Consider the following 18,149-nt stretch of genomic DNA (forward strand, 5'->3'; position numbering starts at 1 on the left):
CCCAAACCCTTAAATCAATCTCTAAATTTAATTAATTCCTGCCCGTTTGATATTCATATAAATTATTTTTTTCTTTGTTTTAAATCAAATTACCGTCATCTAAAAAAAGGCAATATCCTACATATTGTGCTTTAATTAATTCATTAGACACTATATATAGTAAAAATTCACATTTCTTTCACAGGGATGCCCCATACTGATAAAGGATCATGGACGCTATCGCCAGTCCTGTGAGGGATTAAATAAGGAGTATGACAGTGAAAACGGTGGTTATAAAACGAGATGGTTGTCAGGTCAATTTTGATCTCCCACGCATTCAAGAAGCGGTGCGACGTGCAGCCGCTGCTGTGGACGTCAAAGATGATGATTATTGTCTGCAAGTTGCCACGGTTGTCTCTGAGCAGTTGTGCAATCGCGAAAAAGTGGATATCGCTGAGATCCAAGATGCTGTCGAAGACCAGCTCATGTCGGGGCCTTACAAGGATCTGGCTCGAGCTTATATTGAATACCGCCATGACAGAGACAGCGAACGCGAAAAACGCAGCCAACTTACTCACGAGATCCGCGGCCTAATTGAGCAAAGCAACTTATCCTTACTCAATGAAAATGCGAACAAAGATAGTAAGGTGATCCCAACCCAGCGTGATTTATTAGCCGGGATCGTCGCTAAGCATTATGCAAAACAGCATATTTTGCCACGCGATGTTGTACTTGCTCATGAAAAGGGTGAAATTCACTATCATGATCTCGATTATGCCCCTTTCTTCCCGATGTTTAACTGTATGCTTATCGACCTTGATGGCATGTTAACCAACGGCTTTAAGATGGGAAATGCGGAAATTGAGCCACCAAAATCCATTTCTACTGCCACTGCCGTTACTGCACAAATTATTGCCCAAGTGGCTAGCCATATTTATGGCGGAACCACCATTAACCGCATTGATGAAATTTTGGCGCCTTATGTCGCTATTAGTCATGAAAAGCATTTAAAAGTAGCCAAAGAATGGGGAATTGCTGACGCTGAAGCTTACGCCCAAAGTCGCACTGAAAAAGAGTGTTACGATGCGTTCCAATCCTTAGAGTATGAAGTGAATACACTGCATACCGCGAACGGGCAAACCCCCTTCGTCACCTTTGGATTTGGGTTAGGCACATCCCAAGAAGCACGACTTATCCAACAGTCGATTCTTAAAAACCGTATTGCGGGACTGGGTAAAAACCGCAAAACCGCGGTTTTCCCAAAACTCGTGTTTGCTATCAAAGATGGGCTGAACCATAAATACGGCGATCCTAACTACGATATCAAACAGTTAGCTTTAGAATGCGCCAGCAAACGCATGTATCCAGACATCCTCAACTACGATCGCGTGGTTGATGTCACTGGCTCCTTTAAAACACCGATGGGCTGCCGCAGTTTCTTAGGTGTCTATGAAGAAGATGGCAAACAAATTCACGATGGGCGAAATAACCTCGGCGTGATCAGCCTGAATTTACCGCGTATTGCGCTGGAAGCTCAAGGTAGCGAAGAGGCATTTTGGGCGCTTCTCGATGAGCGTTTAGCCATCGCTAAAAAAGCATTAATGACCCGCATTGCGCGCTTAGAAAATGTCAAAGCCCGCGTAGCCCCTATCTTATATATGGAAGGTGCCTGCGGCGTTCGCTTAAAAGCCAATGACAGCGTAGCGGAAATTTTCAAACATGGACGCGCTTCAATTTCATTGGGTTACATTGGGTTGCACGAAACCATCAATGCCTTATTTGGCACGCAAACTCATGTGTATGACAGCGAGCAATTGCGCGAAAAAGCCGTCGCTATCGTCAATCGTCTACGCCAAGCCACTGACGAATGGAAAGCCCAAACAGGTTACGGTTTCAGCTTATACAGCACGCCGAGCGAAAATCTGTGCGACCGTTTCTGTCGCTTAGATACCGCTGAATTTGGCGTTATTGATGGCGTAACCGACAAAGGCTACTACACCAATAGCTTCCACTTAGATGTGGAAAAACAGGTTAATCCTTACGATAAAATCGATTTTGAACAGCCTTATCCAGCGCTCGCCAATGGTGGTTTTATCTGTTACGGCGAATACCCGAATTTACAGCACAACCTCAAAGCCCTCGAAGATGTCTGGGATTACAGCTATCAGCATGTTCCTTACTACGGTACTAACACGCCAATCGACGAATGCTATGACTGCGGTTTTTCCGGTGAATTTTCCTGTACCAGTAAAGGCTTTACCTGCCCAGCTTGTGGCAACCACGATACTAACCGCGTTTCCGTGATCCGCCGTGTCTGTGGCTATCTAGGCAGCCCAGATGCCCGACCGTTTAATGCAGGCAAGCAAGAGGAAGTGAAGCGCCGTATCAAGCACTTGGGTAATGGACAGCTCGGTTAACAGCGGATAAATGCCATGAATTATCACCAATATTATCCTGTGGATGTGGTCAATGGACCCGGTACCCGCTGCACATTGTTTGTCTCGGGCTGCGTTCATCAGTGCCGAGGCTGCTATAACCAAAGCACATGGCGCGTGGATTCCGGTATTCCCTTTACCCAAGAGATGGAAGACCAAATTATCCAAGATTTGCAAGATACGCGTATTCGCCGCCAAGGGCTCTCCCTCTCAGGGGGGGATCCTTTGCACCCTGCCAACTTGCCTGCCATTCTAGCGTTAGTAAAGCGAGTGAAAGCCGTCTGCCCAGATAAGGATATCTGGATGTGGACGGGCTATAAATTGGATGAATTGACACTAGAACAGCAAAAAGTGGTGAGTTTGATCAATACGTTGATTGATGGAAAGTTCGAACAGACACTGTACGATCCCGCGCTGCTATGGCGCGGTAGCAGTAACCAAGTTATTCATCGACTACGTTAAGCTTCACGCAACCAATGTAATTTGGTACCAAACCCCAGCGTGTTATCCACCATTTTCACCGTCTGTAATTGGAGCTGCCAAATCGGCAGCTTCGCCTCTAGGGCGACAGGAAATCTCTGGCAATAAAATGCTTTCTGCATATCCGCCTCTTCACCGTCAAATTGACGAATTTCTCCCACAAATTGAATACCTTGAATTTTGCCCACTTGCTTAGTTTGTGCGGAGATAGTCCCTGCCACACGAGGATTTTCCTGCATTAATTGACCATGCTGAGAATCGGGGGATGTCATGAAAATTAAGCGCATATTTTGGCGGTCAAAGGCGTAATAGCAACTGGCAGCCCAAATATCATCTTGGTGAGAGGTAAACAGAGAAAAAACGTGTTGGCGAGCAATATAGCGCTGGATGTGTTGTAAGGTGTTTTCGGGTGTCATTGCGAATGTCCATGTTAGACCGTTCAGAACACGCCCATAAAAATGGCTGGGCGTGCTTAAGCTGTTCTGAACGTTATCTGTACTTAATTCGCACTACTATAACTTACTCATTCGAATTGCACCTAACATAAGGTTCTATATCAACAATGCTAGCATTCGAAGTTACTAATACTTCCCCTCTAATCCCTCTCGCTTTTACTCTAAATAATTCGAGTTGCAGCTAGGCGGCAAGCGAACGAGTCGCTAGGAGCATACACTAGTATGTGACTAGTGGGAGTGAACGCAGCCAACAACGCTGCGGCTCGAAATATGACGAGTAAAATTATTTATAGATAGCCGCAGTACCACTCATCTCATTCTCACCGCTTGCAGAAATCACGCGGAAAGATTTTGCGCCAGCTTCATCAGCTTTTTTGGCTAATTGTGCAGTCAGGTCATTTACACTTGCAGCACCACTTACAGACACATAACCTACTGCTGGCTCGCTAGCTTGTCTAACTTCTTCAGCCGCCATTGAACCAAATGATACAGCACCTAAAGCTAAAGCAGCAGCAAATAATGTTGATTTTTTCATGGTAAACTTCCTCATTGTATGTTTGATATTTACAGGGGTTTTTTCATGTTTCCCTGTGATATGGATCATACTATGCCCTTTATTCGGAGATGAAAATTAGCTAATTTTGCTATAGTTATTCAAATTAATTGAACAATAACCTATATTGAGGTTACAAATTTGTGACAGGTTTATATCATTTTTTATTTATAATTTAGTATGTTATAAACTTTATGATCCGCGAGAAAATTCGCTAGAAGCCAACTAAATTCTCCTTATAAATCAGCACAGAATGCTAAATTCAGTGACAAGAAAAACAAAATGACACAGCAAAATTGGTCTCTTTACTTAATTCGGCAGAAAAATAACGCGTTATATTGTGGGATCACCACCGATGTTCAGCGGCGTTTTCAACAGCATGAAGCGGGAACTGGTGCCAAGGCACTAAAAGGTAAAGCGCCTTTGACCCTCGTTTTTCATTGTACTGCGGGGGATCGTTCTGAAGCATCTCAATTAGAGTATCGAGTGAAGCAATTGAGTAAGCAGGCAAAAGAAAGGCTGGTCACTGACCAGCCTGATGATTTACAGCATTATTTAGCGGATTACACATTATCAAAATGCGATGAGTAAGTGACTTCGCCTTTATGCTGGTCAATTGCACCGTTTTCGAGTCCGTAGACAAGAAAATGTTTTTGTAGACTTGGCCATTGGCAACGTAATTCGTGGTTGGAAGCGGGTTCGAAACCAAAACGCCCGTAGTAACCCTCATCACCGAGAACGACGACAGCCCCATAACCAAATTCATTTAAGCTATCTAACCCTTCATAAACCAATTTTTCCGCGATACCTTGGCCTTGATAGGCTTTTTTAACGGCTAATGGGGCGAGTCCTACCCATTGAACATCTTCACCATTCACATCAACCGGGGTAAACCCGACATAGCCAATAACTTCGCCGTCATCGTTGGTTGCCACCACACCGAGGGTCAGTAACCCATCTTCACGCAGGTGCTGAACAAGATCTGCCTCGCCCTCAGTTGGGAAGGTTTCACGTAATAGCGTGTCGATACCCATGGCATCAACCGGGATTTCTACACGTATCAGCATGAGGTTAACACAGGCGTTTTATGCTCTGCGTCCTCACTGTCTTGTACCGTTTTAATCACATCAGCGAGCTGTAATAGACCAAAGCGTAAAGGCGCAGGCATATTTTCAATTTCGAAGGCATCCATCAGGTTTTTAACATACAAACCTAACTCAGTATCCCCTTCAATCACCAAACGACGTTGGAAAAAGAGCGTATCGGGATCTTCTTTGCGGGCTGCGATCAATACCAGATCATTGGCATTGCCGCTGACACTGACATCCGGTTCAGCCTGCTTTTGTACCACCAGCTGACCCTCTTGTAAGCTGATAAACCAAACAAGCTCTAAATCTCGGATCTCAACTTTCAGCCATTTCCCTTCCAGAAAATCGAGTTCGCCTTCTTTAACAGATTCACGAAACTGCCAACTTAATAGTTGTTCGAGTATTTGACGCTGTACGACAAATGGGGTCACTTTCAATGGAAACTTCAAAAATGAAGGGCCTTGAGTGATCAGTTGAGAACGAATTTTACCAAACACAGTACTAACTCCCGTATCAATTATCTGTCCACCACGCATAACTACTGATTAAAGCAGCCGCTTGGACAATTTTAATACCTATAATGACTAAGATTATAGATAACATTGATGTGTAGATGTAAAGATAGTCAGAGATATATCGTTATTTATCCGATATAAGGACATATTTTGCCAAAAAATAACGTGATGATACCGATCCTATATCAATCTTTATCCATCTCGCCAATATTTATTTCCAATAATCTCTACACTTTTATAATAGTCACGAAATAACTATCTCGCCTACAACATTCCAAGCTTCTCTGCGCTAAATCAAAACCTCTACCAGACCCCTTGTCTAGAATGATCAATTGCTAAATTTTTATACAGAGAAAAAGCCAATGGAATTACTCTGCCCTGCGGGGAATTTGCCTGCCTTAAAAGCGGCTGTTGATAATGGTGCCGATGCGGTGTACATCGGACTCAAAAATGATACTAACGCGCGCCATTTTGCAGGTTTGAATTTTACGGAAAAAAATCTGCATGAAGCAGAGCGTTATATCCACCAGCGTAAACGTAAATTGCATATTGCGATAAACACCTTCGCTCATCCTGATGGTTATCAACGCTGGCAGAACTCTGTTGATTTAGCGGCTGATCTAGGAGCCGATGCCCTGATCCTCGCCGATATTGCTATGTTAGAGTACGCCGCCAATAAATACCCGCATATTGAGCGCCATGTTTCTGTGCAAGCTTCCGCGACCAACACGGAAGCCATTCGTTTCTATGAGCGTAACTTTCAGGTACATCGCGTAGTGCTCCCTCGCGTGTTATCCATTCACCAAGTTAAACAACTCGCCAAAACCAGTCCTGTACCGCTGGAAGTATTTGCTTTTGGTAGCCTGTGCATTATGGCTGAAGGTCGCTGTTATCTTTCTTCCTACTTAACGGGAGAATCCCCGAATACCGTCGGTGCTTGCTCTCCTGCACGTTTTGTTCGCTGGCAACACACTGAAAATGGCATGGAATCACGACTGAATGATGTGCTAATCGACAGCTACAAAAAAAATGAAAATGCCGGTTATCCAACGTTGTGTAAAGGGCGCTATGTGGTGGATGAGCAGAAATATCATGTACTTGAAGAGCCCACCAGCCTCAATACCATTGAGTTACTCCCAGAACTCATGAGCGCCAATATCGCCTCGGTAAAAATTGAAGGTCGTCAGCGCAGCCCTGCCTATGTCACCCAAGTGACCAAGATTTGGCGTCAGGCAATCAATCGCTATAAATCCAATCCAGACGGTTTTGTGACGGATCCTAGATGGCTCAAAGCCCTTGGCGACCTTTCTGAAGGCAGCCAAACCACCCTTGGTGCGTATCACCGTAAATGGCAATAACTGGCGCACATCATTCATCAGCATGGATTAATGGGTAACATAATGAAATATGCATTAGGCTCAGTACTGTACTACTGGCCAACATCAACCTTACAGGATTTTTATCAGCAGGCAGCAGACAGCGACGCGGATATTATTTATCTCGGGGAAACGGTATGTAGCAAGCGCCGTGATATGAAACCCAATGACTGGATTGAGCTTGCTAAGCAGCTAGCGGGAAGCGGTAAACAGATTATTCTCAGCACTCTAGCCCTGCTACAAGCGCCCTCTGAGCTGAAAGAAATCAGTAAGTTAGTCGATAATGGCGAGTTTTTAATTGAAGCGCACGATTTTGGTGTCGTCAATATGCTGGCTGAACGCAAATTGCCTTTTGTGGCAGGTCATGGGCTTAACTGTTATAACGCTCCCTCACTGAATATTTTGCTACGCCAAGGCATGATGCGCTGGTGTATGCCCGTTGAACTTTCCCGTGACTGGCTGGTGAATTTACTCAATCAATGTGAAGAGCTAGGTATTCGCGATAAGTTTGAAGTGGAAGTTTTCAGCTACGGTCACCTACCACTGGCTTATTCTGCCCGCTGTTTTACCGCTCGTTCGGAAAATCGCCAAAAAGATGAGTGCGAAACCTGCTGCATTAATTACCCGCAAGGGCGCAAAGTGATGTCACAGGAGCAACAGCAAGTGTTCACGCTTAATGGCATCCAAACCCTGAGCGGCTACTGCTATAACTTAGGCAACGATATTTCGTCCATGCAGGATTTGGTGGATATTGTGCGGGTTTCCCCTGAAAGCCTTGAGTCCCTCGATGTGATTAGGCAGTTTAAAGCTAACCAACATGGGCAGTCCCCACTGAGCATTCCCGACCAAAGCTGTAATGGCTATTGGCGCAATATTGCCGGATTGACCCTAGAGGCGTGATGAATTTTCTATTTATGAGAGGCTCTCTAGCGAGCCTTTTCATTCCATGGCCAATCACCAACAAAAACCTGCGCAATTTTTCATCAATAACCTGTCTATACCCAGAATATCCCCCAAACAGATACAGAGTTATCTCCTTTGAATTCGGTTGACGTACGGTAGATTAGATAAACAACCAAACTCACAGACTAATAAGGAAATACCCGTGATAAAACGTACCCTGCTCGTCATGACACTTTTTTTAGCGGGATGCTCAACATCCCTTGAGTACACCAAAGCTGATCTCGAAAAAAACCAAGAAGTGGGTTACTCCGATTCTGGGTACTATCGCGTGGTATTTAAAGGGAAAAAAATTCTTTCCGTGCCTGAAAATGCCCATATTGTGGCAGGCACTGAAGATAACGTGGTTGGAAAATTGACCCAAGATGGCAAAACTGGTGAGTTTGTGATTGCGGGGCTTGCCGCCAAAAGCAATGGCAACATTAGTTCCCAAGTGGGTGGCCACGATTATAATTTGAGTTTCCTATTAACCGATGAAAATGATTTACCACTTTCATCAGTCAATTACATCATTATCAATGACTGTAATGGGGAAGCCTATTCGGGCAAAACCAATGCTAACGGACGCACATTTTCGGTTTCAACGCCCAAAGAGTGCAACTTAAGTCTCAGCGTTGTAGAGTAAAATGTACCGGAATAAAAAATTGTGACGTAACTTTTCAAAATAAGAGGTTGGAAACCAACCTCTCTGACGATTATTTATAGCTATTTATGAAAATGCTTGCGCCAGCGGTGCACTGCATGGCTAATCTGGCGTAACTCACCATCTCGTAACATGCCAATAAACACACCGATAAACGAGTAAATCACCCCAAGCACCAGCATCATCACAATATCCATCAAGATATCTCTAAATGGCAGCCCCATTTGGTTGATCCCCGCCATGGCGTTAGTCGCCCATGTGGATGGCAACGCCGAGGCTATCATTCGTACCCAATCCGGCATGGCTTGTAATGGCCAAATAGTCCCAGACATATAGAATACCGGCGTGGTGATAAACGCCAATGTCAGGTAGATCATCTCCACACTACGCAAGCATTCCGTGACCAACTTCCCTAACCCAATAACGGCGAGTAAGAATGGGAAGGTCAGCATCCAAATTTGGTACAACGGCGCTTCTTGTCGATAACCCAAAATCCATGGCCATAAGGCAAAAAACACGGTCGAAAGAAATAACCAGATAGGTACCAGCGCCGACAACGCCCCCAGATAAACCGCTAATGGAGGTTTACCTTTTGGTGTAGAGCGAATGGCAATACTGACCCGCACACACGCAATTAATAAGGAGTGCTGCAATAACATCACCAGCAAGCCAGGGAAGATAATCGCCGCAAAGCTAATTCCGGGGTTATACAGTGGCTCGGTTTCACTGCGAACAGGGGCAATAATCACTTTCGCTTGTTCAGGACTGAAACCCGCCTTTTCCAGTAACTGGGTGTTATAGGCGCTCAATAGCGTTTGATACGCTTTCGATAGCTCTTGCTGGATTTGCCCGCTGGCTAAGCGGTTTGTGGCATCCCCATAAACCGGTACCGTGATATTTTTGCCACTAAGCAAATGCTTTTCAAAATCCGTAGGGATGATTACGATGGCAAACAGCTGCCTCGCAATCATATCCTGCCGCGCTTGAGCTAAATTATCGTAACTGTGTAGCTGGACTTTGGGCGTGGCGTCTAAATCACGGATCAGTTCACGACTTGCGCCTGAGTGATCCATATCGATAACCGCCACAGGCAAATCCCACAGGACAGGACGCGCGTACACCAAACTCATAATACAGAGAGAAACGAGCAGCAACAGCCACATCGGTTTCTCCAGCATGCCCAGCAGTACCTTTTTAAACGTCGCAAAATAGACCGTCATCATACGATACTTCCTTGGGTTTCAAGCCGTTTCACTAAGCGTTTACGGATCAAAAATGCCGTCAGTAACGGGTAAATCAGCAAAAATAGACACACTTGCACAATACGCTCAAACGAAATTTCCCGTAAGAAAATATCAAACATGGCGTTTAAGGTGTGAGTGAGCGGCTCCGCGTTCGAAATAATTCGTGCGGGTAGAATCATCGAGAGTTCCGGCACTGCCATGCCAGAAAACGCCAAGGCAATACTCACCAGCATCCCGATTAAGCTGTAAGCCATTATCGCGCTGGACGTGAAGCTAAAGAGTAGTAACCCAATACTCTGCGCCGCTATCACATAGAAGAAGCCCACCAGCATCATATACAGAGGGTTCCCCACCACTTTTGCGTCGAAAATAGTGACCAATGCCGCCAGTTCCACAATCAGTAACGTCGTAAAAAATAACGTATAAGGTGCCATTTTACCTAGCAGTGCCATTGAAAATGGCTTCACACTTTGAAGAATGGTGCCGCGAGACATGGTGTAAATAGTGGCTGTGACCACAAACAGTTGCAGCATGTGGATGGTCGCCGCAAATTGTTGGTAATAAATATAGCTGCCACTTGGGTTAAAGAGGCTATCGTAAGAGAGCGTGACTTGCGCCAATGCCGGTAGCGATTGCCCCATCGATTTTGCCATTTCTTGGCGGTATTTGGCGTTAAGTTCCGCAACTAAGCCGCTAAAATCTTGAATAGCATAACTGCCAGATGCGTAAAATAGTGCATTGTAGTACATGCGCAATTCAGGCTGGCGTCCTCGCAATATATCCTCCTCAAAATTTTGGGGGATATAAAGCAAGGCATAATCTTTGGCACTCCCCAGCTGCTTGATGGATGTCACTAAGTTGCCATCAATCGCTTTCACTTCCGCATGAGGGCCCGCATCAAGGTCGCGGATAATTTGCCTTGAAACCGGGCTGTTATTGCTATCGACCACCGAAACTGGCACATCCATCAGCGTTCCCTCAGAGAAGTTAGCGCTGATTAACGTAAACAGCATCAAAGGGAATAGCCAACTCAGCCAGTGAAAGACTGGGCTGCGGATCGCCATTTGGGTTTCGCGGCTAAAGGCATGTTCAAAACCATGCCAAGCGAATTTGAGTTTCATGGCGTCACCTGTTATTTATCCCAGTGCCACAAGACGCTCATCCCCGGTCGCAATCCTTCAATCGGTTGTTGTGGATACAAGCGAACTTCAAAGGTTTTCAGGTCGAAATCCCCTGTCGCACGGGTGGCTCGTTTAGTCGCGTAATCCCCTTTCGGTGCAATATAGCGAACTTCGGCTTCCACGGTTTTATCCCCTAAGGCAGGAACCGTCAGCTCAATTTTGTCCCCTTTTTTCACACCCACTAAAATGTCTTCACGTAGGTTATAAACAAAATAGGCTTGAGGGAGGCTGATCAATGAGATTAGTGGGCTACCTGCATTGAACAGTTCACCAATTTCCGCAGGAATTGGACCAACTTCACCATCCACAGGGGCTTTCACTTGCAAGTCATCCAGTTGAACTTGGAGCTCAGCCAGTTTTTGCTCTGCTTGGTCCACTGCCGCTTTATATTGTTGACGCTGCTCGATACGATCGCCGTTTTTCCCTTCTTCCAAACGCGCCTTAGCACTTTGGACTTGTTGGAACGCAACATCTTTCGCTTTACGGGCGGTATCTAGCTCATTTGCTGAAACATACCCTTTACCTGAAAGATTATTTAAACGGGTAAATTCACGGGAGGCATTTTGGTATTGCGAATTTGCTTGAGCAACCGCAGCTTGTAGGTCACGCAGCGTCTCTTCACGAGTTCCATTCAAGGATTGGTCGAGTTGAGCTTGAGCTTGGTCCTTAGCCGCTTTTAATGCCGCGTATTGGGCTTGTAACTCAGGGCTTTCTAAGGTGAGCAATAACTGCCCTTTCTTCACATCATCCCCGCGTTCTACATGGCGTTCAATGACTCTGCCTTTGGCTTTTGAAGTCACGATGACCTCCGGTGCGTCCACTTCCCCTTGCAATAATAAAAATTGATTATGGGAATGAAAAAGCGCCGCAGCAGCAATTAAGATCAGCATAAGCAAGATCAGTATGATGGTTCTTTTTTTCATTATGTATGTGGGCCTTGAATAATAACGGAGGAAACTACTTTTTCATTATGACAATAAATTAACACTAACGTTAAGAAATTTGTGCGCAAAATCACGCTTTAGCGGTCTTTTTTAGTCTGAGGGGCTTTGACGCTTATGTCAAATAATGATGTTTTACTAATTATTAAATGACGATTACTTAACCAGCCCAATAAGATACAATATCCCCCAAAGTATATGGCTAAGCCCACTGAGCGCAGCCCCCATAATGTGAAATATGACGAGCATGTACAAAAGTATGTGACTTAAGTAGCTGAACGTAGCCAACACCCCCATAATGTGAAATATGACGAGCATGTACGAATTCGATTTGATTTTATTACTACTACAACAAATGTGCGTCTACCTCGTTATCGCTTGGGCACTCAGCCGCACTCCTCTGGTCACCCCTCTTCTTAAGGTGACCATTCGCTTACCTCATAAAGTGATGTGCTACCTTATTTTCTCAGTATTTTGCATCATCGGTACTTATTTTGGTTTACATATCAATGATTCCATAGCTAATACTCGTGCTATTGGCGCTGTACTTGGCGGATTGTTAGGCGGCCCTGCGGTGGGTTTTGCTGTTGGGTTTACTGGTGGGGTCCACCGGTACTCTTTGGGAGGAATGAGCGCTTTCGCTTGTATGATCTCTACCATTGTCGAAGGCTTAATTGGGGGGCTGGTCCATCGCTACTATATGAAGCGAGGGGAAATTAATAAAATTTTTAACCCTGTTACCGCTAGCTGCGTTACCTTTTTCGCTGAAATCATCCAAATGCTGATTATTTTGCTCATCGCCCGCCCATTCGATGAAGCTTATGAATTAGTGAAAAATATTGCCGCACCGATGATCATTGCCAATACCATCGGGGCTGCCATGTTTATCCGTATCTTGCTGGATAGGCGCGCCATCGTCGAGAAATACACCACGGCATTCTCCGCGCAAGCCTTGAAAATCGCCCTATGCACTGAGGGTATTTTGCGTAAAGGTTTCAATGCGGATAACAGCATGAAAGTGGCAAAAATTATTTACCAAGAATTAGATATTGGTGCCGTCGCCATTACGGATAGAGAAAAAATTCTCGCGTTTATCGGGCTAGGCTCCGATCACCACATTCCAGGGACACCTATCTCATCCATTCAATCCAGGCAGGCCATTGATAATAATGAAGTGGTTTATGCCGATGGTAACGAAACTCCATATAAATGCTCGTTAAGTCCCTCGTGCAAGCTTGGTTCCACCCTCGTCATCCCGCTTAGAGGGGAAAACCAACGGGTGATTGGTACTATTAAGTTATACCAAGCCAAGAATAGCCTCTTTAGCTCCATCAACCGTACCTTAGGGGAAGGAATTGCCAGCCTGTTCTCTGCCCAAATTTTAGCGGGGCAATATGAGCGCAATAAGCAATCTTTACTGCAATCGGAAGTCAAACTGCTTCACGCACAAGTGAACCCGCATTTTCTCTTTAATGTGCTCAACACATTACAGGCAGTGATCCGCAAAGATAGCCAGCAAGCGGGACAGCTCGTGCAGTATATCTCCACCTTCTTTCGTAATAACTTAAAACGTCCAGAACAGAATGCGACATTAGGGGAAGAAATCGAGCATATCAATTCATACCTGCAAATTGAAAAGGCGCGATTCCAAGATAATTTACAGATCCATTTAGATATCCCCGATGAAGTTAAACAGGTGGAATTACCCGCGTTTACGCTGCAACCTATTGTCGAAAATGCAATAAAACACGGCACTTCACAGTTATTAAATACCGGATACATTACAATACGTAGCTATATTCGCTGTGAACATGTCTATATTGAAATCGAAGATAATGCCGGTTTATACCAGCCAAGTGGGCAATCTGACGGCTTAGGGATGGGCTTAGTCGATAAACGCTTGCGCCTGAAATACGGTGAAAAATATGGAATAGGCGTGGAGTATGAACCTGAAAAATTCACCCGCGTGAAAATCCGCTTGCCCTACATGTCCACTTAATCACATTGCACATAATAAATGATAATAACGCTATGAATGTACTGATCGTTGATGACGAACCCCTAGCCCGTGAAAACGTGCGCTGCTTACTTGAGGAACATGACGATATCGAGATTATTGGCGAGTGCGCCAATGCCATTGAAGCCATCGGTTTGATCCACAAAAAAAAGCCTGATGTGGTGTTTTTAGATATTCAAATGCCCCGGGTGACGGGATTAGAAATGGTGCGTATGCTCGATCCTGAAGAGCGCCCACACATTGTTTTTCTGACAGCATTTAATGAATTTGCGATCCAAGCTTTCGAAGAGCATGCTTTCGACTATCTACTTAAACCCCTTGAACCTGAAAGATTGGCAAAAACTTTAGCCCGTTTACGCCAAAATAAACAGAAACAGAATCTCGAGCTTCTCGATAACAATGAACCGCTCAAGTTTATTCCTTGTACCGGACACAGCCGAATTTATCTAATGAAATTAGACGATGTGCAATATGTTACTTCTCGCATGAGCGGCGTGTATGTAATGAGTACCCAAGGACAAGAAGGCTTTACCGAATTAACCTTGCGCATATTAGAAATGCGTACGTCGTTAGTCCGTTGCCATCGTCAATATTTAGTAAATATGACCCAGCTCAGCGAGATTCTATTTGGGGATAATGGACAAGCCGAATTGGTGCTATGCTCAGGTGAGCATATTCCCGTTAGCCGCCGCTATTTAAAACCCTTAAAAGAGGCGCTTGGGCTAATTTAACGAGTGACTCAGGAGAAAAGGTTATGGCTGATTTTTACCTGCAAATTCGCACCAATTCGATGACATTAAAAAATCTCGATAGCCATGAAGAACACAGTGCAACGGGTGAGTTTTCAGCCCAAAGAATGGTTATCGGGGATTTTTTTAAAGCCGAGTTTGTACTGTATCAGTTGGTCTGCGATATGGGTCTGAAAGTCCGTCGCCCTTTTGCGTCGAAACATCGTATTTTGGTTCAAGCCCTCGAAATTATTGAAGGGGGCGTGAATATGGTGGAAGAGCGCCTATTTACCGAAATTGTTTACGGGGCATTTAATCAGCGTGTGAAAAAAGTGGTAGTAAGCCGAGCACCGCTACCTATGCCTCAGCGAGAAGCGAAAGCCTTATTAACTGCATAAAAAAACCCGCATTTTAAAATGCGGGTTTTTTGTATTTATCTCAGCCACATTAACGTGGCTGGATAGCGCTATTATGCGTTGTGGCTGCTGCTACGACGACGTGGCGCTGCATTAGTGCCATCTTGGCGAGGTGCAGAATTACCACGGTCACGGTTGCCACCATCACGGTTTCCACCACGACGGTTGCCGCTGAAGCCTTCGCGATCACCACCGCTACGACGACCATCACGATCGCCACCACGGTCATTACGACGACCTGCACCGAAACCACCTTCGCTGCCGCCTTCACGACGTGGACCACCACGACGTTCGCCACCGCCACGACGCTCAAATGGTTGAGCATCACCGATCAGTTGCATTTGCATTGGTTTGTTCAGAACACGCGCACGGCTTAAGTGAGTTAACACTTCGCTTGGCATACCTTTTGGTAACTCGATAGTTGAGTGAGTGCCAAACAGTTTGATGTTACCAATGTAGCGGCTGCTGATGTCTGCTTCGTTCGCAATCGCACCAACGATATGACGAACTTCAACACCATCATCACGACCCACTTCGATACGGTACATTTCCATATCGCCAACATCACGACGCTCACGACGAGCACCACGATCGCCGCGCTCTGCACGGTCAAAACCGTTGCCGTTACTGTTGCGGTCGTTACGGTCACGACGGTCGCCACGACGATCATCACGGTCGTTGAATTCACGACGCGGACGACGCGGTGCATCTGGTGGCAGGATCAGAGCGCGTTCGCCTTGAGCCATTTTCAGTAATGCCGCTGCTAAGGTTTCCATATCTACATCTTCAGATGGAGACATTTTCGCTAACAGTGAACGGTACTGATCTAAGTCGCTGCTTTCTAATTGCTGTTGGATTTGTTCAGCAAATTTCGCCTGACGACGTTGGCTTAATACGTCAGCATCTGGCAATTCCACTTCAGGAATAGTCAGTTTCATTGTACGTTCAACGTTGCGCAGTAAACGACGCTCACGGTTCTCAACGAACAGTAATGCGCGACCCGCACGACCCGCACGACCGGTACGACCGATACGGTGAACGTAAGATTCTGCATCCATTGGGATGTCGTAGTTAACAACTAAGCTGATACGCTCAACATCCAGACCACGTGCTGCAACGTCAGTTGCGATCAGGATATCTAAACGACCATCTTTTAAGCGCTCTAATGTTTGCTCACGCAGTGCTTGGTTCATGTCACCATTCAGTGCCGCACTGTTATAGCCATTACGCTCCAGCGCTTCTGCAACTTCTAAGGTTGCGTTTTTGGTACGAACGAAAATAATCGCCGCATCGAAATCTTCAGCTTCTAAGAAACGCACCAGCGCTTCATTTTTACGCATGCCGTAAACAGTCCAGTAGCTTTGAGCGATATCTGGACGTGTAGTAATGCTCGACTGAATGCGGATCTCTTTAGGATCTTTCATAAAGCGACGAGTAATACGACGGATTGGTTCTGGCATTGTTGCCGAGAACAGCGCAGTTTGGTGTTCTGCTGGAATCTGGCTCATGATGTTTTCAACATCATCGATGAAGCCCATACGCAGCATTTCATCAGCTTCGTCTAATACTAAGCCTTTCAGTTTAGAAAGATCTAAAGTACCGCGCTTCAGGTGGTCTAACAAACGACCTGGAGTACCAACAACCACTTGTGGTCCTTGGCGTAATGCACGAAGTTGAACGTCATAACGTTGACCGCCATATAAGGCAACCACGTTGACGCGGTTCATGTGTTTAGAGAAATCGCTCAGTGCTTCAGCAACTTGCACCGCTAACTCACGTGTCGGTGCCAGTACTAAAATTTGTGGAGCTTTTAAATCTGGATCGATGTTATGCAGTAATGGCAAACCAAATGCAGCGGTTTTACCACTACCGGTTTGTGCCATACCTAATACATCATTACCATCCAATAACAATGGAATACATTGTTGCTGGATTGGAGATGGTTTTTCGTATCCCAGGTCGCTTAGTGCGTTCAAAATAGATGCTGATAAACCTAGATCAGCAAAAGACATATCGGTCTCAGTCGTCATGTAAAGGTGCCTCATACTTAGTGGCGGCCAGTTTACATAACGGAGCGAAAATCATTTCGGTCATTATCATTTAAAATGTGAACTGGCTCAAATTGTGTTATTAAACGAACAAATAAACCCTCACCCGGGGGGATGATGGCTTAAAAATGAATAGAGAAATGTTCGTCAGCTATTGCTGGCCCGATTCTAATAGGTCGTCTTGTTCTTGGCCTAACAGCGCCAATTCCAACAATGCGTAGCGGTGCTCAACAAAGCTGTGTGCGTTGTTAGCTACCGTCAGTTTGAATAACGCAGTTGCGCTATCCTTATCCCCCAGACTTAGGTAATGCTTACCTAAATAGAAGTTAGTTTCACTGAGATGCTCAGCGAGCGAAGTGTTATCCGTAGATGTCTCTTTCAAACGCTCCATCAATGTCGTTTCATTGATATTGCCAAGATAGAATTCTACGATATTCCAGCCCCATTGCCCTTTCTCCGCTTGGTTGTAGCGGGCAGCAAGATTGTCTTGTGCCATACGCGGGTCTATGTCTTTTTCTACGAGATAAAGCCACAGAGTACGAAAAGGATCATTTGGATCTATCTGATAATACGCCAGCAGATCATCCTGCGCTAATTTGTATCGTCCACCGTAATATAATGCGATGCCACGATTCATTCGCGCGAAATTGTAAGTTGGATCAAGCTCTAAAACAGAATCAAACGCTTCATAGGCGGCATCATAGTTGCCAGCCTGCGTAAAATATATTCCTAAAAAGTTAAAGATTTCAGGAATATCCGGACGGATTGACAACGCAGTTGAAAAATCATTACGTGCCAGCGCCCTTAAACCGAGACTATCATACAGTACTCCGCGCTCATATAAAAGCTGCGCGTACTCATCATCGGTTAAAGATCGGCTCGCAAGGATTTGTTCCATACGAGCCAAAATCACTTCTTGTTGTAATGAAGGCTGCAATGGAACTGCAAAAACCTCGTTTTTACGCCAATCTTTATTACTACATCCAATAATAATAAAAAAGATGAACGCGGATAGCACACGGACTAAGGTGCGGCTATCGATAAAACGAAAGTTAATACAGTTCTGCATACTACGCCCTTACATTACCAC

Annotated in this window: 18 protein-coding genes; 9 read left to right on the forward strand and 9 right to left on the reverse strand. The window is 45.2% G+C overall.

The genetic code is table 11. The features are described from left to right. Positions 1-257 precede the first annotated feature (257 nt). Positions 258-2,396 (forward strand): anaerobic ribonucleoside-triphosphate reductase, encoded by a 2,139-nt coding sequence (gene nrdD / locus ACIH2S_RS17690; RefSeq protein WP_108478832.1) that lies wholly within the window; start codon positions 258-260, stop codon positions 2,394-2,396. A gap of 15 nt (positions 2,397-2,411) precedes the next feature. Further along, the gene (gene nrdG / locus ACIH2S_RS17695) at positions 2,412-2,876 is read left to right on the forward strand and encodes an anaerobic ribonucleoside-triphosphate reductase-activating protein (RefSeq protein ID WP_108478831.1); all 465 of its coding nucleotides are present in this window, start codon (positions 2,412-2,414) and stop codon (positions 2,874-2,876) included. Here the strand turns inward: nrdG and ACIH2S_RS17700 are convergent. Both ACIH2S_RS17700 and bhsA read right to left on the reverse strand, forming a co-directional pair. Continuing rightward, on the reverse strand, positions 2,873-3,310 hold the full coding sequence (locus ACIH2S_RS17700; protein WP_108478830.1) for a YhbP family protein: 438 nt from the start codon (positions 3,308-3,310) through the stop codon (positions 2,873-2,875). The genes nrdG and ACIH2S_RS17700 overlap by 4 nt on opposite strands. 322 nt (positions 3,311-3,632) lie before the next feature. Continuing rightward, positions 3,633-3,884 carry a multiple stress resistance protein BhsA gene (bhsA, locus tag ACIH2S_RS17705; protein WP_036949095.1) on the reverse strand — a complete coding sequence of 84 codons (252 nt, stop codon included), beginning with the start codon at positions 3,882-3,884 and terminating at the stop codon, positions 3,633-3,635. Positions 3,885-4,184: 300 nt separating this feature from the next. Between bhsA and ACIH2S_RS17710 the strand changes: the two genes are divergently transcribed. Next, positions 4,185-4,493, forward strand: a complete 309-nt coding sequence (locus tag ACIH2S_RS17710) for a GIY-YIG nuclease family protein (RefSeq protein WP_108478829.1) — start codon at positions 4,185-4,187, stop codon at positions 4,491-4,493. Here the strand turns inward: ACIH2S_RS17710 and ACIH2S_RS17715 are convergent. Together ACIH2S_RS17715 and ubiT are read right to left on the reverse strand one after the other, a co-directional pair. Beyond that, positions 4,466-4,969, reverse strand: coding sequence for a GNAT family N-acetyltransferase (locus ACIH2S_RS17715; protein ID WP_036949091.1), 504 nt, complete (start codon positions 4,967-4,969; stop codon positions 4,466-4,468). The genes ACIH2S_RS17710 and ACIH2S_RS17715 overlap by 28 nt on opposite strands. After that, the gene (gene ubiT, locus ACIH2S_RS17720) at positions 4,963-5,487 is read right to left on the reverse strand and encodes a ubiquinone anaerobic biosynthesis accessory factor UbiT (RefSeq protein WP_036949089.1); all 525 of its coding nucleotides are present in this window, start codon (positions 5,485-5,487) and stop codon (positions 4,963-4,965) included. The genes ACIH2S_RS17715 and ubiT overlap by 7 nt, the downstream gene beginning before the upstream one ends. 380 nt (positions 5,488-5,867) lie before the next feature. On the opposite strand from ubiT, the gene ubiU reads away from it, so the two are divergent. The 3 genes from ubiU (at position 5,868) to ACIH2S_RS17735 (ending at position 8,466) form a co-directional block, all read left to right on the forward strand. Then, positions 5,868-6,863 carry a ubiquinone anaerobic biosynthesis protein UbiU gene (ubiU, locus tag ACIH2S_RS17725; protein WP_108478828.1) on the forward strand — a complete coding sequence of 332 codons (996 nt, stop codon included), beginning with the start codon at positions 5,868-5,870 and terminating at the stop codon, positions 6,861-6,863. A 42-nt stretch (positions 6,864-6,905) separates the two neighbouring features. Next, positions 6,906-7,781, forward strand: coding sequence for a U32 family peptidase (locus tag ACIH2S_RS17730; protein WP_036949086.1), 876 nt, complete (start codon positions 6,906-6,908; stop codon positions 7,779-7,781). Positions 7,782-7,986: 205 nt separating this feature from the next. Continuing rightward, positions 7,987-8,466, forward strand: a complete 480-nt coding sequence (locus ACIH2S_RS17735; protein WP_234413556.1) for a hypothetical protein — start codon at positions 7,987-7,989, stop codon at positions 8,464-8,466. A gap of 80 nt (positions 8,467-8,546) precedes the next feature. Here the strand turns inward: ACIH2S_RS17735 and ACIH2S_RS17740 are convergent, their stop codons facing one another. The 3 genes from ACIH2S_RS17740 to ACIH2S_RS17750 are packed head-to-tail and all read right to left on the reverse strand — an operon-like array spanning position 8,547 to position 11,832. After that, positions 8,547-9,704: an ABC transporter permease gene (locus ACIH2S_RS17740; protein WP_036949268.1), complete on the reverse strand. Its 1,158-nt coding sequence runs from the start codon at positions 9,702-9,704 to the stop codon at positions 8,547-8,549. Continuing rightward, entirely contained in the window at positions 9,704-10,849 is a 1,146-nt protein-coding gene (locus tag ACIH2S_RS17745; protein WP_108478826.1) for an ABC transporter permease, read from the reverse strand. Before ACIH2S_RS17745 ends, ACIH2S_RS17740 begins: the two co-directional genes overlap by 1 nt. A gap of 11 nt (positions 10,850-10,860) precedes the next feature. Then, positions 10,861-11,832 (reverse strand): HlyD family secretion protein, encoded by a 972-nt coding sequence (locus ACIH2S_RS17750; RefSeq protein WP_036949070.1) that lies wholly within the window; start codon positions 11,830-11,832, stop codon positions 10,861-10,863. A 334-nt stretch (positions 11,833-12,166) separates the two neighbouring features. Between ACIH2S_RS17750 and ACIH2S_RS17755 the strand changes: the two genes are divergently transcribed. From ACIH2S_RS17755 to ACIH2S_RS17765, 3 genes are read left to right on the forward strand one after another with little or no spacing between them, the layout of a single operon-like run. After that, the gene (locus ACIH2S_RS17755) at positions 12,167-13,849 is read left to right on the forward strand and encodes a sensor histidine kinase (protein ID WP_036949266.1); all 1,683 of its coding nucleotides are present in this window, start codon (positions 12,167-12,169) and stop codon (positions 13,847-13,849) included. 32 nt (positions 13,850-13,881) lie between these two features. Then, positions 13,882-14,598: a two-component system response regulator BtsR gene (gene btsR / locus ACIH2S_RS17760; protein WP_108478825.1), complete on the forward strand. Its 717-nt coding sequence runs from the start codon at positions 13,882-13,884 to the stop codon at positions 14,596-14,598. A 23-nt stretch (positions 14,599-14,621) separates the two neighbouring features. Next, a complete protein-coding gene (locus ACIH2S_RS17765; RefSeq protein ID WP_108478824.1) occupies positions 14,622-14,993 on the forward strand; it encodes a YjaA family stress response protein in 372 nt (123 codons plus the stop codon). Between the two features lie 71 nt (positions 14,994-15,064). Here ACIH2S_RS17765 and ACIH2S_RS17770 read toward each other — a convergent pair whose 3' ends face one another. Together ACIH2S_RS17770 and nlpI are read right to left on the reverse strand one after the other, a co-directional pair. Further along, a complete protein-coding gene (locus tag ACIH2S_RS17770; protein WP_036949064.1) occupies positions 15,065-17,041 on the reverse strand; it encodes a DEAD/DEAH family ATP-dependent RNA helicase in 1,977 nt (658 codons plus the stop codon). A 169-nt stretch (positions 17,042-17,210) separates the two neighbouring features. Then, entirely contained in the window at positions 17,211-18,128 is a 918-nt protein-coding gene (gene nlpI / locus ACIH2S_RS17775) for a lipoprotein NlpI (RefSeq protein WP_154599704.1), read from the reverse strand. Positions 18,129-18,149 lie beyond the last annotated feature (21 nt).

Source organism: Providencia lanzhouensis (assembly GCF_050469745.1).
GTDB classification, from domain to species: Bacteria; Pseudomonadota; Gammaproteobacteria; order Enterobacterales; family Enterobacteriaceae; genus Providencia; species Providencia lanzhouensis.

Bases quoted from the DNA above. Each gene is read 5' to 3' on its own strand.
- ACIH2S_RS17750 (WP_036949070.1), bottom strand. From the start codon at position 11,832: ATGAAAAAAAGAACCATCATACTGATCTTGCTTATGCTGATCTTAATT.
- nlpI (WP_154599704.1), bottom strand. From the start codon at position 18,128: ATGCAGAACTGTATTAACTTTCGTTTTATCGATAGCCGCACCTTAGTC.
- nrdG (WP_108478831.1), top strand. From the start codon at position 2,412: ATGAATTATCACCAATATTATCCTGTGGATGTGGTCAATGGACCCGGT.
- ACIH2S_RS17700 (WP_108478830.1), bottom strand. From the start codon at position 3,310: ATGACACCCGAAAACACCTTACAACACATCCAGCGCTATATTGCTCGC.
- ACIH2S_RS17740 (WP_036949268.1), bottom strand. From the start codon at position 9,704: ATGACGGTCTATTTTGCGACGTTTAAAAAGGTACTGCTGGGCATGCTG.
- ACIH2S_RS17715 (WP_036949091.1), bottom strand. From the start codon at position 4,969: ATGCTGATACGTGTAGAAATCCCGGTTGATGCCATGGGTATCGACACG.
- bhsA (WP_036949095.1), bottom strand. From the start codon at position 3,884: ATGAAAAAATCAACATTATTTGCTGCTGCTTTAGCTTTAGGTGCTGTA.
- ACIH2S_RS17765 (WP_108478824.1), top strand. From the start codon at position 14,622: ATGGCTGATTTTTACCTGCAAATTCGCACCAATTCGATGACATTAAAA.
- ACIH2S_RS17755 (WP_036949266.1), top strand. From the start codon at position 12,167: ATGTACGAATTCGATTTGATTTTATTACTACTACAACAAATGTGCGTC.
- ACIH2S_RS17710 (WP_108478829.1), top strand. From the start codon at position 4,185: ATGACACAGCAAAATTGGTCTCTTTACTTAATTCGGCAGAAAAATAAC.
- btsR (WP_108478825.1), top strand. From the start codon at position 13,882: ATGAATGTACTGATCGTTGATGACGAACCCCTAGCCCGTGAAAACGTG.
- ACIH2S_RS17730 (WP_036949086.1), top strand. From the start codon at position 6,906: ATGAAATATGCATTAGGCTCAGTACTGTACTACTGGCCAACATCAACC.
- ubiU (WP_108478828.1), top strand. From the start codon at position 5,868: ATGGAATTACTCTGCCCTGCGGGGAATTTGCCTGCCTTAAAAGCGGCT.
- ACIH2S_RS17770 (WP_036949064.1), bottom strand. From the start codon at position 17,041: ATGACGACTGAGACCGATATGTCTTTTGCTGATCTAGGTTTATCAGCA.
- ACIH2S_RS17745 (WP_108478826.1), bottom strand. From the start codon at position 10,849: ATGAAACTCAAATTCGCTTGGCATGGTTTTGAACATGCCTTTAGCCGC.